Source organism: Agrobacterium tumefaciens (genome assembly GCF_031801495.1).
GTDB classification, from domain to species: Bacteria; Pseudomonadota; Alphaproteobacteria; order Rhizobiales; family Rhizobiaceae; genus Agrobacterium; species Agrobacterium tumefaciens_K.
The window spans coordinates 820,855-837,223 of sequence record NZ_JAOEGC010000001.1 but is presented as its reverse complement, the minus strand read 5'-3'; the positions used below and the strand labels follow the sequence as shown (position 1 = coordinate 837,223).

General features: G+C 56.7%; 12 protein-coding genes and 2 pseudogenes. 11 read left to right on the top strand and 3 right to left on the bottom strand.

All coding sequences use genetic code 11. The annotated features are described in order from the left end of the window. Window positions 1-2: 2 nt before the first annotated feature. The 5 genes and pseudogenes from N7578_RS03895 to N7578_RS03875 all read left to right on the top strand — a co-directional run. Window positions 3-350, top strand: a pseudogene (locus N7578_RS03895) (MgtC/SapB family protein); the annotation flags it as partial. A gap of 69 nt (window positions 351-419) precedes the next feature. Beyond that, window positions 420-1,307: a TIGR02587 family membrane protein gene (locus N7578_RS03890; RefSeq protein WP_311108990.1), complete on the top strand. Its 888-nt coding sequence runs from the start codon at window positions 420-422 to the stop codon at window positions 1,305-1,307. 75 nt (window positions 1,308-1,382) lie between these two features. After that, on the top strand, window positions 1,383-1,721 hold the full coding sequence (locus N7578_RS03885) for a hypothetical protein (protein WP_311108989.1): 339 nt from the start codon (window positions 1,383-1,385) through the stop codon (window positions 1,719-1,721). A gap of 103 nt (window positions 1,722-1,824) precedes the next feature. Next, window positions 1,825-2,709 carry a Ku protein gene (locus tag N7578_RS03880; protein ID WP_311108988.1) on the top strand — a complete coding sequence of 295 codons (885 nt, stop codon included), beginning with the start codon at window positions 1,825-1,827 and terminating at the stop codon, window positions 2,707-2,709. Between the two features lie 16 nt (window positions 2,710-2,725). Next, complete coding sequence (locus N7578_RS03875) at window positions 2,726-3,544, top strand: Ku protein (protein ID WP_311108987.1); 819 nt, start codon at window positions 2,726-2,728, stop codon at window positions 3,542-3,544. 23 nt (window positions 3,545-3,567) lie between these two features. On the opposite strand, the gene ligD is transcribed toward N7578_RS03875, so the two are convergent. After that, complete coding sequence (gene ligD / locus N7578_RS03870) at window positions 3,568-6,201, bottom strand: DNA ligase D (protein WP_311108986.1); 2,634 nt, start codon at window positions 6,199-6,201, stop codon at window positions 3,568-3,570. A 61-nt stretch (window positions 6,202-6,262) separates the two neighbouring features. Here ligD and N7578_RS03865 point away from each other — a divergent pair, with 61 nt between their 5' ends. The 3 genes from N7578_RS03865 (at window position 6,263) to N7578_RS03855 (ending at window position 8,323) form a co-directional block, all read left to right on the top strand. Beyond that, window positions 6,263-6,484: a hypothetical protein gene (locus tag N7578_RS03865; protein WP_311108985.1), complete on the top strand. Its 222-nt coding sequence runs from the start codon at window positions 6,263-6,265 to the stop codon at window positions 6,482-6,484. Window positions 6,485-6,927: 443 nt separating this feature from the next. After that, window positions 6,928-7,821, top strand: a complete 894-nt coding sequence (locus tag N7578_RS03860) for an SDR family oxidoreductase (RefSeq protein ID WP_311108984.1) — start codon at window positions 6,928-6,930, stop codon at window positions 7,819-7,821. A gap of 355 nt (window positions 7,822-8,176) precedes the next feature. Further along, a complete protein-coding gene (locus N7578_RS03855; RefSeq protein ID WP_311108983.1) occupies window positions 8,177-8,323 on the top strand; it encodes a hypothetical protein in 147 nt (48 codons plus the stop codon). Window positions 8,324-9,396: 1,073 nt separating this feature from the next. On the opposite strand, the gene N7578_RS03850 is transcribed toward N7578_RS03855, so the two are convergent. Together N7578_RS03850 and N7578_RS03845 are read right to left on the bottom strand one after the other, a co-directional pair. Beyond that, complete coding sequence (locus N7578_RS03850) at window positions 9,397-10,485, bottom strand: hypothetical protein (protein ID WP_311108982.1); 1,089 nt, start codon at window positions 10,483-10,485, stop codon at window positions 9,397-9,399. Window positions 10,486-11,318: 833 nt separating this feature from the next. Further along, window positions 11,319-11,657: pseudogene (locus N7578_RS03845) on the bottom strand (alpha/beta fold hydrolase); the annotation flags it as partial. Between the two features lie 656 nt (window positions 11,658-12,313). On the opposite strand from N7578_RS03845, the gene N7578_RS03840 reads away from it, so the two are divergent. The 3 genes from N7578_RS03840 to N7578_RS03830 all read left to right on the top strand — a co-directional run bounded on the left by N7578_RS03840 (window position 12,314) and on the right by N7578_RS03830 (window position 16,363). Further along, complete coding sequence (locus N7578_RS03840) at window positions 12,314-12,859, top strand: sigma-70 family RNA polymerase sigma factor (protein ID WP_311108981.1); 546 nt, start codon at window positions 12,314-12,316, stop codon at window positions 12,857-12,859. Between the two features lie 143 nt (window positions 12,860-13,002). Then, window positions 13,003-13,953 (top strand): FecR domain-containing protein, encoded by a 951-nt coding sequence (locus N7578_RS03835; RefSeq protein ID WP_311108980.1) that lies wholly within the window; start codon window positions 13,003-13,005, stop codon window positions 13,951-13,953. A gap of 130 nt (window positions 13,954-14,083) precedes the next feature. Beyond that, entirely contained in the window at window positions 14,084-16,363 is a 2,280-nt protein-coding gene (locus N7578_RS03830) for a TonB-dependent receptor (protein WP_311108979.1), read from the top strand. The last annotated feature ends 6 nt before the right edge of the window (window positions 16,364-16,369 follow it).

Sequence of the window (16,369 nt, the reverse complement as noted above, 5' to 3'; positions counted from 1 at the left end):
CTACATTCCCTCTGGTTGCGATCGCTTCATGTGGCTTCATTGAAGCGACTGAAACCGTTACAACTGGCAACCCGGAAGCCACTGCACGGATTGTGGAAGGGCTCATCAATGGCGTTGGTTTTATCGGTGGTGGCGCGATCCTCGTGGGAAGACGTGGGACGCGCGGTACTGCGACTGCGGCGAGTATCTGGGTCACTGGCGCGATTGGTGTTGCTGTAGGGCTGGAAGCCTATGATACCGCAATCATGCTTTCAATTGCTACCTTTGCCACCCTGAGGCTGATGACCACCTTCAAATCGCCGGAGAACGAACCATTACAAAAGCCGAGTGACAGCGATCCAGCCCATTAGACAAGGTGCCATCTCGGTGCCAATAGCCGCAGTCAGTCGATCATCTGTTCACCGAAATGGGAAATCTCAATGGCAGATGCTTCAACCCGAACGGGGGAACCACAAGAGCTGACAGAGTTTGCGATTGGCATCGCTCGCGGAGCCGCCGGAGCCCTGCTTTTCGGCATTCCCATGCTGATGACCATGGAGTTGTGGCAGCTTGGTTTTTACATCGAACGTGACAGGTTGTTCGTTCTGCTGCTTCTCAACATTCCGCTCCTGATCATGCTCGCAAGGATGATCGGCTTCGAACAGACGTCCAGATGGCCGGAGGCGTATCGCGACGCGATGATTGCCTATGCTCTCGGCGTTTTCATGAGCGCTGCAATCCTCGTCATGCTCGGAGACATCAAACTCGAAATGCCGCTTTCAGAGATACTCGGAAAGATCGCGATTCAGGCTGTGCCGGCAAGCATCGGCGCGTTGCTCGGTCGCTCGCAGTTGGGAGACAAGGAGGATACGGGCGATGACGCAGACGAGAACAATGGCTTGGATGACAGCGATCCTGTTGAAGGACAGCTCTCAACTCGGTACAGCCGCGAGCTTTTCCTCATGGCGGTTGGTGCCCTTTTTCTCAACCTGAATGTTGCTCCCACCGAGGAGGTCATCCTGATTTCCTACAAGATGACTCCCTGGCACGCCCTTGTCGTCATTCTCGTGTCGATCGCCATCATGCATGGGTTCGTTTATGCGGTTTCGTTCAGAGGCACCCACGAGATACCGGATGATACACCACGGTGGCATGTATTTTTCCGCTTCACCCTGCCTGGTTACGTTATCGCGCTGATCGTCAGCCTCTATGTTCTCTGGGTCTTTGGCAGACTGGATCACACGGTGCCAGCGCAAATGCTGATGTCGACAATCGTCCTGTCCTTCCCCGGGGCAATCGGCGCGGCCGCAGCGCGCCTCATTCTTTAGAGGGTGGCGATGGTTAAAAAAAACAAACCTCCCGAAGCGCAGGAACCTCATTGGATCGAGTGGGTCACAGGTCTTATGTCAAGCCTGGTGGTCATCGGCATCCTGGCGTGGGTCGGCTATGAGGCGATGACGCATGATAACAACCCACCGGATCTTGCCATTGAGGTCAGGCAGGACGATGTGACGGAAGCCGGACATCGCGTCGAGTTTCAGGTGCTGAACCGTTCTGACCGAACTGCCGCCGCAGTCACCGTGCGGGGTGAAGTCATCGACGCTGGGACTGTACTTGAGAGCGTTGAGGTCGTCCTCGACTATGTCCCGGGCCATTCAAAGGCGGGCGGTGCTTTCATCTTCATCACCGACACGACCAATCGCGAAATCCGTATCCAGCCGCGCGGTTATGCCGACCCGTAACCCTTGGTAAGTGGTTGAGGATCGGCAGAGATCGGGCCGCAGCGGCGGAACGAATAACCCGCCGCTTCGTTTAGCGTGATTGTCTGTATCGGGAGCAACGGAGATGGCGGCACCGCGCGCCAACTGGAAGGGCTACATCAAGTTTGGCGAGGTCACCTGTCCCGTGTCGCTGTACACTGCGGCATCCTCCTCCGAACGCATCAGCTTCAACATTCTCAACCGAAAAACCGGAAATCGCGTCCGTCGCGAGTTCATCGACAGCGAGACGGGAGATGTCGTTGAACACGATGACCAGGTGAAGGGTTACGAAACCGGCAATGGCCGATATGTCGTGCTGGAGCCGGAGGAGATCGCCGCAGCCATTCCCGACAGCGACAAGACACTTGCCATCGAAGCGTTCATCCCCTGCACCGAAATCGACGACGTCTATTTCGACAAGCCCTATTATCTGGCTCCGCAGAAAATGGGCGAGGAAGCCTTTGCGCTGCTGCGCGACGGCATGAGGGAGGCAAAAGTTGCCGCTGTCGCCAGCACGGTGCTCTTTCGTCGTCTGCGAACCCTGTTGATCCGCCCAAACGGCGATGGCCTGATCGGCACCACACTGAATTTCGACTACGAGGTTCGCCCGGCCGAGGAAGCTTTCGAGGACATGACCGACATCAAGATCGACAAGGAAATGCTCGACCTTGCCGCTCATATCATCGGAACGAAAAGCGGCAGCTTTGACGTCTCGAAATTCGATGACCGATACGAAGATGCGCTCGCCGAACTGGTCAAGGCTAAGATTGAGGGCAAGCCGTTCAAGAAGATCGCTGCTCCAAAAGCGTCGAAGCCCAGCGACCTCTTGCAGGCCTTGCGAGAAAGCGCGCAAGCCATGAAGGCGTCTACAACGAAGCGTAAATCTGCCAACACCAATCCAGAGCGTAAGAAGGCTTCCAGCAACAAGACCGCCTCGCCGTCGTCATCGCCGCGCCGCAAGGCCGGCTGAAACGGAGATTGCCATCATGCCACTTCGTCCCCATTGGAAAGGTTATCTAAAACTCTCCCTCGTCACCTGTTCGGTTGAGATGACGCCGGCAACGTCCGACAGCGAGAAAGTGAAGTTCCACACGCTCAATCGCGAGACGGGCAACCGCGTTCAAAGCCACTACGTCGATGCCGTTACCGGTAAAGCAGTCCGTGAACAGGACGAGGTGAAAGGCTATCAGCGCGGTGATGATGATTATGTCATGCTCGAGGATGAAGATCTTGAGCATGTCGCGCTGGACAGCACAAAAACCATCGACATTTCGACCTTCACCCCACGTGACGAGATTGACTGGATATGGCTGGAAAAGCCGTATTATCTCACCCCCAACGACAAGGTCAGCGAAGAGGCCTTCGCCGTCATTCGCGCCGCGATGGACCAGCAGAAGATGGTCGGTATTTCAAGGCTCGTACTTGGACGCCGAGAACGGGCGGTCATGCTCGAGCCGCGCGGTAAGGGCATTGTGCTGTGGACGCTCAGATATGGCGACGAGGTGCGAGAGGCAGGCGACTATTTCAGCGGCTTGACCGAGACAAAGCCTGAAAAGGAAGCGCTTCCGTTAATTCGCAAGCTCATCAAGACGCAGACCCGGCACTGGGACGGAAAGATGGTTTCAGATCCGGTTCAGGAAAACCTCCTTGATCTCATCAAGTCCAAGAAAAAGCGACGTAGGCCCGCCCCGGCACAAAAAACAAGCGACACAGGCTCCGACAAACCGAGCAACGTGATCAACATCATGGATGCGCTTCGAAAATCGGTAGAGGCAGACAATCGCCGATCGAAAAAGACGAAGTAACCGAAGACGTTTTGGGCGCTGGGTCAGGTCATCTTGTCCAGACGCTTAATGGCTTCCGCAAGTGAGCGATCCGATTGATGGTAGTCCTTCCACGCCGCGCTCTTGCCCAGCAATGCCGGTACGGTTCGTATCGTAAAACGCTGGGGATCAAGATCGGATTTCACCTGCGTCCATGTCAGTGGCATCGATACGGTTGCACCGGGCCTCGCACGAGGTGACAATGGAGCCACCGCCGTCGCCATGCGGTCATTGCGCAGATAATCGAGAAAGATACGCCCGTTCCGGAGCTTCTTTGCCATTTTAGTGAGATAGAGGTCAGGCTTCTCTTCTGCCATCAACTCACAGACACGCCGGGCAAAATCCTTTGCCTCATCCCATCCGGGGAGTGCGCCTCTTGTGGTCTTCAATGGGGTCACCACATGCAACCCCTTGCCACCGGTCGTCTTGCAGAAACTGACAAGACCAAGCTCATCCAGACGGTCCCGGAAATCGCGGGCGGTCTCGACCACCGTGGAAAATGCAACATCCGGGCCCGGATCGAGATCGAAGACCAGACGGCCGGGCAATTCCGGCTCACCCGCTTGGCAGTTCCATGGATGAAGCTCGAGGGCGGCAACCTGTGCCAGCGATGCCAGCCCCTCGATCCTGTCGACCTGCAGATAAGGTTTCTTGTCGCCTGAGACTTTGACGAGCTCCAGCAAGTTCGACATGCCCGGCATCGCATGCCGCTGGAAGAATTGCTCGCCGTCGATCCCATCGGGCGCCCGGATGACTGAACATGGTCTGCCCCTGACATGAGCGATCATCCAATCGCCCACAGCCTCGAAATAGTGAGCCAGATCTTGCTTGGTCACCGGGTCATCCTTATCCGGCCAAAGCACCTTGTCGGGATGGGATATGAGAACACCCATGATCTCCACTTTCGCATCCTTTCGGCCTCTTGCCCTTGAAGCGGATTTCCGTACGGCCGCAGCATCGGGTTTGATCGGATCGACCGATGTGGCTACCTCTGTCGTTACCTCATCGGCTGGCTTGTCTTCCCTCAATCCCTTGAAAGCAGCCTGACGTACCTGTCCATCGGCGGTCCATCCCGCGAATTCGATCTCGGCAACGCATGCTGGTTTCACCCAGTGGATATCCGCCGTCTTCTTCGGCGCGCCGATCCCGGTAAAAGGCGAACGGGTAATCTTCAGCGGCGACAGAACGTCCAGCAGCATATCCGATTTACCGGTACCAAACCCGGTACCGACACGGCCCACATAAACGAAGTGCTTGCCTCGATAAACTCCGACCAGCAGAGATCGAAACCTGCCGTTCGTCGTTGCGTAACCGCCAATGACCACCTCATGACCGGCCCTGCATTTGGACTTTATCCAGCTATCGCTTCGACCGGACTGGTAGGGCGCATCAGCCTTCTTCGAGACAATACCTTCCAGAGATAGGCGACATGCCGAGCGAAGCACGGCATCGCCACCCGTATCGAAATGATCGGCATACCTGATGCGCTGTGTGAGCTTTCCTTCGGCGAGAAGGGCCTCTAGCCGGGATTTACGATCATGAAGCGGCAGATCCCGCAAATCAGCTTCGGCGTCGAACAAAAGGTCGAAAGCGAAATAGACCAGGCGCTCGGTCTGCCCCTCGGACAGGGCCGCCTGAAGCGCTGAAAAATCCGGAGCACCGCTCTCATCCAGCGCGCAGACCTCGCCATCGATGATGGCATCGGGAAGACCGGCGGCATCGGCAGCGATGTGGCTGAACCGCTTTGTCCAGTCGAGCCCTTTCCGGGTCTTAAGCTGAACTTTGCCCGCCTCGACGCGTATCTGAATACGGTAACCGTCGAACTTGATTTCATGTACCCAGCCCGTGGCAGACGGCGGCCTCTCCTGAGATTTACAAAGCTGTGGCGGGACGAAGGCGGGCATCGTGCCTGCTACAGCGCGCTTTTTTCTGTTGGCTTCGTTTTGCCGATGTTTTTGCCGCTCCTGCGCCGTGTGCCCCTCGCTGCTGTCCCACACGGCATCCGCATCGATGATGGCTTCACTGGACATAAATGGCTTCGGCTTTCGGCCTGTGCCCGCAGCGATTGCCGCCATTTCCCGACCGGACGCAACCGACGTTTTTTCGCGGTTGAGGATGGCACCGCCATTCCGGCTGACGGCGTTGTCATCGCGGTGCTTGATCAGCAGCCAGTTGGTTCGCTTTCCACCGTTTCGGTCGTGTTTCATGCGCACGAGCACGAAACTGCCTTGCAGGCGATCACCATGGAGGACGAATTTGAGGTCGCCTTTCCTGATCGCATCTTCTGGAGAGAGATCACCTTCCGGCTCCCAGTAGCCACGGTCCCACAGCATCACCGTACCGCCGCCATATTCGCCCTCGGGGATCGTGCCTTCGAAATCACCATAGTCGAGGGGATGGTCCTCAACCTCCACCGCCAGACGTTTGTCTTCCGGATCAAGAGAGGGACCACGCGTGACGGCCCAGGACTTGAATACGCCATCAAGCTCAAGGCGAAGATCGTAATGCAGGCGGGTGGCATCATGTTTCTGGATGACAAAGCGTAGCCGCTGCGAGGGCTTTATCTCTGCTCTCCCGGCGGGCTCTTTCGTCTTCGTGAAATCGCGTTTACTTTGGTAGGTCGAGAGTTTTTCGGACATGAGTTCACCGGTCCGACGGGGTTTTCTTGCCCGAACAATGAGACTGCATCTTCGAGAAGTGATGCAGAAGCTCGCGCACGGTTTCCTTTTGTCCGAATTCATCGATCACGGGTACAGGATCGGACGCTATCGCCTCAAGCACTTCCGGCGCGGCTCCAGCACGAGCAGCGTCGATGACAGCTTCTCGCGTTTCATGCTCAGCAACGAGCTTGAGATAGAGGACGTGTATGATCGCATCCCGGATATCGAGATCAGCTTGCAGCCGGCTGGGTTTGTTCTCTGATATGTCCATAAGGTAAAAAGGCGTTGGCCCTGAGCAGGTTCCAAGGTGCAGGTAAATAACACTCAACCGGCAAGCGGAAAGATGATCTATCGGTCGGTCGAAAGACCTATAGGGGATATCGAAGAGGCAACTGCACGCCCATTGGCTGGTAATCGCGTGTCCGCCCAATCCCATACAGAACAAACATTTTCTCTCCCTGGCCGGACACTCAGCGCATAACTTTTGCCACTGATGTCTTCCCATCGACCAACCGAATTCGGCACGAAAAGTTTTCTTTTTTCACCATCGCCATCACCGTCTCCCTTCTCTTGCAAACTCGGTTCGCCCGCAAAATTGAAACGCACTTTCTGGAACGACGCAGCGAACTGCGCGTTACCTACGTACGCAAAAATAAATTCGCACCGTGAGCGATCTCGTTCGCAAATTCGTCATGGAGAGCAATGATGTCTGACCCTCACACGCTGCAGGACCCACGCAACCTATACCCCTCGCCACCCTTTGAAGCACAACGTCAAACCCAGCCAGGGCTGGCTGGGAACATGTGGCCGATACCAGACCACGGTGAGGAAAGTTACCAGGGGTCCGGAAAACTCAAAGGGAGGAAGGCGCTTATCACCGGCGGCGATTCCGGCATTGGCAGAGCTGTAGCGATAGCATTTGCCCGCGAAGGCGCAGACGTTGCCATCTCTTACCTCGAAGAGGAAGAGCCTGACGCTGAAAGGGTGATCGAGCTGATCAGGGCCGAGGGCCGCATTGCGGTGGCGCTTCCGGGGGACATCAAACAGGAGGCTTGGTGTCGGGAAATGGTGGAGAAGGCCGTGTGTGATCTAAACGGCCTGGATGTGTTGGTCATCAATGCGGCGCGGCAGCAGTACCGCGATGACATCGGCGAGTTGTCTACTGATGACTTTGACCAGACGATGAAGACCAATCTCTACGCTCTTCACTGGATCGCTCAAGCGGCAGCGCCGCATCTAAAACCCGGCGCGTCGGTGATCACAACGGCTTCGATCCAGGCGTATAAACCCTCACCCATCCTGCTCGATTACGCGACAACCAAGGCAGGGATAGTTGCCTATACCAAGGCGCTATCGAAACAACTGATCGAAAAGGGCGTACGCGCCAACGTCGTCGCGCCAGGGCCTTTCTGGACCGTGCTTCAACCCAGTGGCGGTCAGCCCGACGAAAAGGTGAAACACTTCGGAGAAGACAGCGATTTTGGGCGACCCGGCCAACCCGTTGAACTGGCACCGCTCTATGTCCTTCTGGCCTCACAGGACGCCAGCTTCATCAATGGCGAAGTTTACGGCATGACGGGTGGAAAGGGTATCGCCTAGGTGCTAGTCCCAAAGTGTTGAGACGTGGTCTGACGGTGCTCGTTTCCATTTCATGCGCACGCCGCGTCAAAGATGTGATCGACGACCCCATTCTTTCCGTGTGTCGTGGTGCACGAACAGACGCCGTTATCGATGAACATCCCGGCAAGGGGAATGCCTTGCCTCCTTCGCATTGCACCTCTACTCAATCGATATGGAAGCAGTCTGCCTCGCGGGATTTTCAACCGCCCAGCCCTACATGATCGGGATTTGGCAAGCGCGAGATACCGTGTCGCAAGCAGGAATGAAGGCTTGAGCGTGAAAGATGTAGGATCACATCTTTCGTGCAATGCTTCTCGCCTTTAGAGGGCACAGCATGACGCCGATACCAAGTATCGAGTTTCACTATGCGATCAAAGATATGGACAAAGCGAAAGCGACACGCCTTATGGAGAAGGACGTGCCACTTTCAGAATTCAGCCAGGCGTTGCTGGGGGACGCGGATACCTGGCTGCTCTGGTAACGTCTCTCCGGACATTTGGTTCCGTAAAACGCTCGCCGCAAGCTTCAGATGAGAATGTCAATGACGCGTCCTGCTACGGCGCCGGATCCGCCAAAGGCTACTGAGATCGGGAATAGTGTCTACCCAAGGGTCAAGCATCAATACTTTTTCAAAGGCAGCTGCCCTTTCCATTCCCCTCGCTCCAATGAAAGTCAACTCATACGTCACGCACTTCCTCTCCCAAGCGATTTTAGTGGGAGATTTTGCGAGTTTACCTTCAACCTATCGATGTGCAGGTCACGGATATGGTGATGGTACGAGCTACTATCTCCCGGGTTGGAATGTCTCAAGCGGACTTTTCGAGACCGACAGCAGTCGAAACTCACCCTTCGCCGAATCGCCGTCAGACCGGCGGTCGCGGTATAAATCCTCACGATGGAATTTGGCGCCGGGTCGTCAAGGGACGAAAGTCCTTCAACTTCACCCCCCACCCGCCCGAGGTGGCATTGCCGCGATTTCCGGCGATGATCCGACTGGGCTAGAAGCACCTTCAGGTACGTTCAGCAGGGGCTGGGATATTGCCAGGCCCGTGGGGCTTGCGGCTGGACTCTGGCTTTACCTAGCAACATGCGGGGGGCTCTACTCTTAGCTGACCGTTTCCTTGATATTACGCGGGCAGCATACGGAGAAAGCAACGCTAGAAACGATCCTCCCCAAACTGTGCACCATCCGCCGCGGGTGACAGCCAAAGCTCACGCCTCTTGAGCCAGAGTTCTTATGCGGGTCTCAGATGTATCGGTGTATCTCCGATGCAGCCCAGCTTGATCTCGACCTACGTCGCTGCGTGAAAACAGTCTTGGGCTTGCGAAATCCATGTCCACAATACACCTGCATCTCGCCGGATGTTTCGAACGGTTCGCGGAACAGATTCCGAAATGGGGAAAGCTGATCCGCTTTCTGTCCGGCAATCAGTGCAGTGACGCAATCCCTCTCGCTCCGGTTGCCCCTCAACCCGGAAGGTGACCATCTGTGGAGCATCATTCATAGATGAGCTTCCGGCGCGGAGTCCGGAAGCTCAATTGTTTCGATGGGAATTATCTCCTGTAGGAAAGGCCTCCCCATATCCGACCTTCGTCGCGATGGCGTCCGCCATGGACAGCACCAATATAGGCGGCAGCCGAAGACACCAGCGCGGACGCGGCCAGTAGAAAAGCGCTGAGCACGCCGGCAATTCGCGCCTTTTCGGCAGCATCCGCAGCCTTGGTCTTCGCATCCTCCAGGGCCCGTTCGGCTTGTGCTCTGGTATCGTCGATCTGCTTCTTTGCTTCGTCAACTTTCTGTTGAGCTTGGGTCCTGACTGCCTGGACACGCTCGACTGTCTCATCGACCCGTCCCTGTGCGTCGGTTTGACTGATACCGGTCCGGGCAGCGACCTCGTTTGCCAGCCAGGTTCGGTCAGCATCGGAGATCTCGCCGGTTGAGAGCACGTTACCGAGTATTCCACCGATCTGCCTCTGGTAGTCGCCGGTGTTCTGGGCTCCTTGTGGCTGACCGGCCTGCGCGTCCGTGCGAAGTAGCGTATCAGTGAAATAATCTACCGGATTGGCCTTCAGTCCTTGCGGAAGCATCTGTTCAAGGCTCGGTGCTACTGCCTGACCGGCACCCTGTGCAAGGCCGCCAGCCGCGCTGCCTGCACCTGCGACCAACCCACCGGTGGCCTGACCCACACTTTGCAATGCGCCACCAAGAGCAGTCCCTGTCGCTTCGACAGTCGTCTGAGCGACGCTGCCGACAGCCTTCGCACCACCGGACAAAACGCCAACCGCTAAAAATGCCGAAACGACCGTTCCAATCCCCCAGACGACAAGGCCATTCACGCCGTCACGGGTTGTTAGTTCATCACGATCGGCCGAACCCGCTGGGCGCCGCATCCGACCTGTGATGTAACCGCCCAGCATGTAGGAAGCGACCATCGAGACAATGATGAACAGTCCCGTCACTATCAGCCATACGGAACTCACATCGCCACCTTCGTCAACAGAGATCGAACTCAGTCCCAAGCCACTGGCAAAGGTCGTAAGCACTGCCATCGCTCCGGAAGCTATGATCGCTCCGGCGAAAATTGCGGGCCAATCGACGTAGCTGCGGTTTGGATTTGTATCAATTCCGCTTGAATCTACCATCAGCGTAACCCCAGCAGTGAGAGAATAAACAGGACGACAACGACCAGCCCAACCAGGTAAATTATGGAATTCATACGGCATCTCCTCGCAAACCGATGCAAACCACCCTTGTCTACGGCGATCGCATGCTGTGAAAAAAATGAGCTGATATGCTCCCAGACCAAACTCTCGGCATTCCAAAAGGTTTCACAGAACACCAGCAAGCTCGTCACTGCCAAGCTGCACAAGGCGATGAGAGATAGGGGCAGAGAAATGATCGCGGCGTGTGATGCCATCGCGCTCGCAATATCCTCCGGGCGCAGAGGCAATGTCTTCTGGTCGAAGTCCCCTCAGTCTATGCGAACCCAGGGGCCGAACCGGAGGCCTATGCTGAGACTAGGGAGAACAAGACGAACCAATCAGTGCGCCCGTGTGCAACGGACTTCATGCGCAGCAAGACGGTTCCGTCATCACAACAAGAGCGCTCGTTGGCTTTAAGCCCGGAAATAGGCCCGCGCCGATGCACCAAAACCCGCGCTATCATCCAGAGGCGACCGGTCATGGCATTGCGGATGGCGTGGGGAAATTAGTGTTGCCAATACCAGGAAGCTTGGCAGCTTTGGTCGGGCATCACCGGGCATTGTCTATATCGCATCCAAGCTAACTCAGTCCTTCCGAGGGAGCGACTTCGAAAAACCGGTGAACGGCTGTGCCGTGGTAGTCGCTACGGAGTGCACTGCGCGGCCGAGCGCGGCCTGTGGGGCAATGATCGTTGAAAAAGGGCGCGGACGCCCTTTTATTTTTTCGATCTGCCGGAGACGGCCGCGGCATGGGTCTCCCATACCGGATCACGATCAGCCCTTGATGAAGGCGAGCAGATCGGCGTTCAGCACGTCGGCATTGACGGTCAGCATGCCGTGCGAGAAGCCGGGATAGGTCTTCAGGGTGCCGTTCGCCAGAAGCTTGATCGCCTTGTGCGCCGCATCGGCAATCGGCACGATCTGGTCGTCTTCGCCATGCAGCACCAGCGTCGGAACCGTGATGGCCTTCAGGTCTTCCGTCTGGTCTGTCTCGGAAAACGCCTTGATGCCGTCGTAATGGGCCTTGGCGCCGCCCATCATGCCCTGACGCCACCAGTTCTGGATCACGCCTTCCTGAACCGTCGCACCGTCACGGTTGAAACCGTAGAACGGACAGCTGTAAAACAACCTCTCAACCCGGAGAACAAAGCTCCGTCGACGGACTAAAACGAGCGACAAGCCTATGTGCGTCACCGGCACCAACGTAGGGATAAGCGAGGAGCTGAGCACTCGCGGATGTTGGTGCATACACAATCGATCAGCCAAGGCGGGAGCAGGAAGGCTGGCAAAGGGACTGGTCAATGGAAACGGTTAGAGACGCAACAACTGAGCTGCGCCTGAAAAATTGCCCCGACAATCGATGACGATCAAGCGCCCGACAACATCCGGCGTGAGCTTGTCCGGGCGGCCTTCTCCGGTGAACTCGAGACCCGGCCTTGAACCATGGCAAATCGTTCGCTGGTGATCGCCTCTCCCAATTATATCACCCCCCTACGGATCTGGTCGTCCAGGCACCGCCGGGATTACGCCGCATAGGCAGAGTCCGTAATTGCTGTGACAGATCTGAATATGACTTTCTAATTCAAGTTTTTGTTGCTAGATAAAGCACCATGCGTTTACAGATCTAGCGCATCGGCCCGAAAATCGGAATCGATTTTCGGAAAGCACGATGCGCAGATTCAATAGTTTAGAGCGTCCTTTGTGCGTCCGAAAGGACACACGGCGCTCTAAGTCAATTCAGCTCAATCGACCACCTTTCGGAAAACAGCGTGCACGAAAGACAGACGGAGCAGCAGGAACGCCTCGATATGAGCCTCGAAACCGAAAATATGTTCCTTGGTCATCGAGCCGCGCTGATCAGCTATTCGGCCAGGATCCTGGGATCGAGAGACGCTGCGGAAGACGTCGTTCAGGAAGCCTACCTGCGCTTCGCACCCGACCTTTCGGCATCGGAAACGGCTCGCCAGGGGCTAGCATATCTCTATCGGATCGTCCGCAATCTCTCACTCGATCTGGTCAAACGCCGCAAGATCGAGCAACGGGCACAATTGCAGGATCCACCGTTCTGGATTGTTCCGCGCCCGTCCGACACGCCGGAACAGACGGCCATGTTCTGTGACGAAGTGCGCATCGCCCAGGAGGTACTAGCCTCGCTGCCTGAGGAAATCCAGATCGCAGTCGAGATGCATCGTCACGGCGGCCAGACGCTGGCGGCGGTTGCCCAGCATCTGGGTGTGTCGGTTACAACCGCACATCGGCATGTCCGGACAGCAATGATGAAGATAGCGGTCGCGCTCGACAGAAAAAATGCCTGAACTGCCCTCTCGCCACGAAAAATATTCCCGCGATAATCGTTTCTACTTTCGGCAGGAAAATTCGGTTAAAACCTCTCGACATTCGAAGCAGGTATGATTTGACGCGGCATGACCAGACTGGTGACAAGCGGCTGGAAGAGGCAATGGATTGGTTCCTGCGCCTGAACGAACCCACGTGCACTGACGACGACAAAAAAGCTTTTACGCTCTGGCTGAACGGATCGGCTGAAAACGGTGACGCTTGGGCAAAAGCCATTCGAACCTGGCAGGTCATGGGTGCGGTTGTTCCGGCTCACGCATCATCCGGCCAAACCGTACCAAATTCCGATCGGCGCACATTGCCGCTTGCCGCCCGCTCACGCAGATCCGGCCACAGAAAGCCGATCTCGATAGGTATCGCGGCACTTGCCGCCTGTTTAATTGCCTTTGTCGCGGCACCGTCGATACTGACACGCTACAACGCCAATTATGTGACCGCGACCGCAGAAGTCCGGCGGGTTACTCTGGAAGACGGATCGACGGTCGAGCTTGCCGGAGACAGCGCCATAGCCGTCGCGTTTTCAGCCACAGGTCGTCAGGTTCGCCTGCTGTCTGGACAGGCCTTCTTCGATGTTCGGCCGGATGCCCGAAGCCCCTTCAACGTGAAGACGGACGCACTCGACGTGACCGTTGTCGGCACGGCGTTCGACGTCAATGTCACGCCGCAAATCGAGACGGTTCAGTTGGCACACGGGATCATCAATCTGTCGGATGCCGGAAGCAAAAACACACTCAGAATGATGGCCGGTGACACCGTCACTCTCGACCGCACGAGCGGGCGCCTTTCTCGTGCAACTGTCGACGTGGACACCATAGCCTCCTGGCGTGAGCGTAAACTTTTCGTGCAGGATGTTCCAGTCACGTCCGTGATTGCCGAGTTGCAACGCTATCACAAATCCTGGATCGCAGTGGCGAGTATCGAACTCGGTGATCGACGTGTGACCGGCCTCTACGATCTTTCTGACCCCGATCGCGCTCTGGAAGCACTGGTCAGCCCCTTCGGCGGCAAGGTACATCGTGTTTCGCCCTACCTGAGAGTTCTCGCTCTTTTCTAGCACAACAGCATTCCGACGCATTTTCGAAAAATTTTTCACATCGCGCTGAAAAATGCTCAGACCCTGATCGTCTTTACCCTGAACTCAAGCAGACGGCTTGCGAATAAAGGCGAATGGGAGACGAAGCGGAATGACGCTTCTGGTGAACGGGGAACGACAGAAAGGCGTCATTTGCGGCAAAGCATTTGCGCTGACGCTGTCGGCAACAGTGGCACTGGCCACACCTTCCCTCATCGATCCACCCTTGGCAATGGCGCAGACTGCGCAACACCACTTCAACATCCCTGCTCAACCGCTCGCATCGGCACTGAACGCATTCGGCCGACAGTCCGGACTTCAGGTCACTCTCGCCGCTTCGACATCCAATGGCGTCAGCTCGCGCGCAGTTTCCGGTCAGTTTTCGCCCGACGTGGCACTTGGAAAGCTGCTTGAAGGCAGCGGGATTTCTTACCGCATATTGAACGGCACCGCCGTGATCGGTGATCCGGGTGCCACGACATCAACCGATGAGGGCAATGTCCTCGCACCCATCGTTATCGAAGCGCAGGACATCGGGCAGGGAGACATCGCTGAAACGATCATCGGCACGAGGCAGCTCGAACGGCTCAACCCTGTCAACATCGCCGATGTGTTTCGCGAAGAAGCGGGCATACAGGTGGGAAGCTCCCTGCCGATGTCCCAGAAGGTCTATGTCAACGGGATTGAAGAAACCAATCTGGCGATAAGCATCGACGGCGCCCGCCAGAACAACAAGGTCTTCCACCACAACGCGACCAATCTCATCGACCCCTCCATCCTCAGAGCGATCGACGTGGATGCCGGCATCGCGCCCGCGGATGCCGGACCGGGCGCGCTTGCCGGGGCAATCAGCTACGAAACGAAGAAAGTTGCCGATCTTCTGGACGAGGGCAAATCTCTCGGAGGCCTCGTCACATCCACCTACGACCTCAACAGCCATACTGCCGTAACCGGCATATCAGGCTATGGCAGCAAGGAAGGGCTTGATTTCCTCGGATACCTGACCCTCGGCAAGGGAAACGAATTCAATGACGGTGGTGGAAACGAGGTCGAGGGAACGAAGACCAACATTGTGAGTGGCCTCGGCAAGATCGGCTACGAATTCGAGAGCGGAGATCGCCTTGAGATAAGCCACGACCGGGTGGAAGACGACGCGCCACGCCCGTACCGGGCCAATTCCGGTTTCGTGGCAACACCGCGAACATGGGAACCGCGTCTGCGCGATTACCGGCTTGCCCGACAGAACACCGTCATCACCTATACGGACGAAACACCTGAGCAGTGGTGGGATCCCAAGGTCATACTCGCCTATGGCGCCACAAAAGTGACCATACCGATCTATGGTTCTTCAGGCCGGCTCTACGACGACACCGGCGAGACATCCAGCCTGAATGGCAAGTTCGAAAACAAGTTCTCATTCGATATCGGCAATGTCGTTTCCGGCATCGATTTCTACAGCGACAGGGCAGAGCTCCACGACCCCTATGAGGCAGGCCGCGAAAGCGCCTTCAATCTCGGCGCTTACACGCAGGCCCGCCTTGAGCCCTGGGACAGGACGCGGCTCTCCTTCGGGGGACGTGTCGACCGGCAGCGGTTCACCGGCGTCAACGGTCAGGATTTCAGCGATTCCGGCATCAGCGCCAACATATCGGGTGAATACGATCTCACCGACATCTTCTCCGCCAAGGCTGGGTTTTCCCGCGTCTGGGCAGGTGTACCGTTGACGGAAAACTTCATCATCAATCCCAGATGGGATTACGGCGACGATGGCCCGGAATCCGTAACGGCCAGGAATTACCTGATCGGGCTGACCGCGCGACATCACGGTTTCATGGCGGAGGCCAGCCTGTTTGGGACCGATATCGCCGATGCCCGCGTCCCTGTCCACAACCCGGCTGCCGGAGGCGCACTGCGCCAACGTGACCTTCGCTCCAGAGGCTTCGAGATCGGCGTGGGTTATGAATCGACGGGCGGTTACGCGAAAGCCAAATACGTCCACATCGATGTGGACGTGGACGGTCGCCCTGCCAGCTCGGACAGCGGCAACTACCTGGCCTCGCCAGTTGGCGACATCATCACGGTGTCTGCAGCACGTGTTTTCGAAGACCTGAACCTGACGATCGGCGGCGATATCGAGATTGCCCCCGAATACGATCATGTCGACGAAAACGCTCAAAGCAGGCGCATTCCATATGCAGCCTACACAGTCGTCAACGCCTTCGCCGAATGGAAACCCGAACGACTGAGGAACATCACATTTCGGGCGGAGGTGAGGAACCTGTTCAACGAAACCTACTCGCAACGCGCCACGTACGGACAGGAATTCGGCAATGTCACTCCACTCTCCGAACCGGGCCGCAGCTTCCTGATCGCTGCCAAAGCGAAGTTCTGACCACGC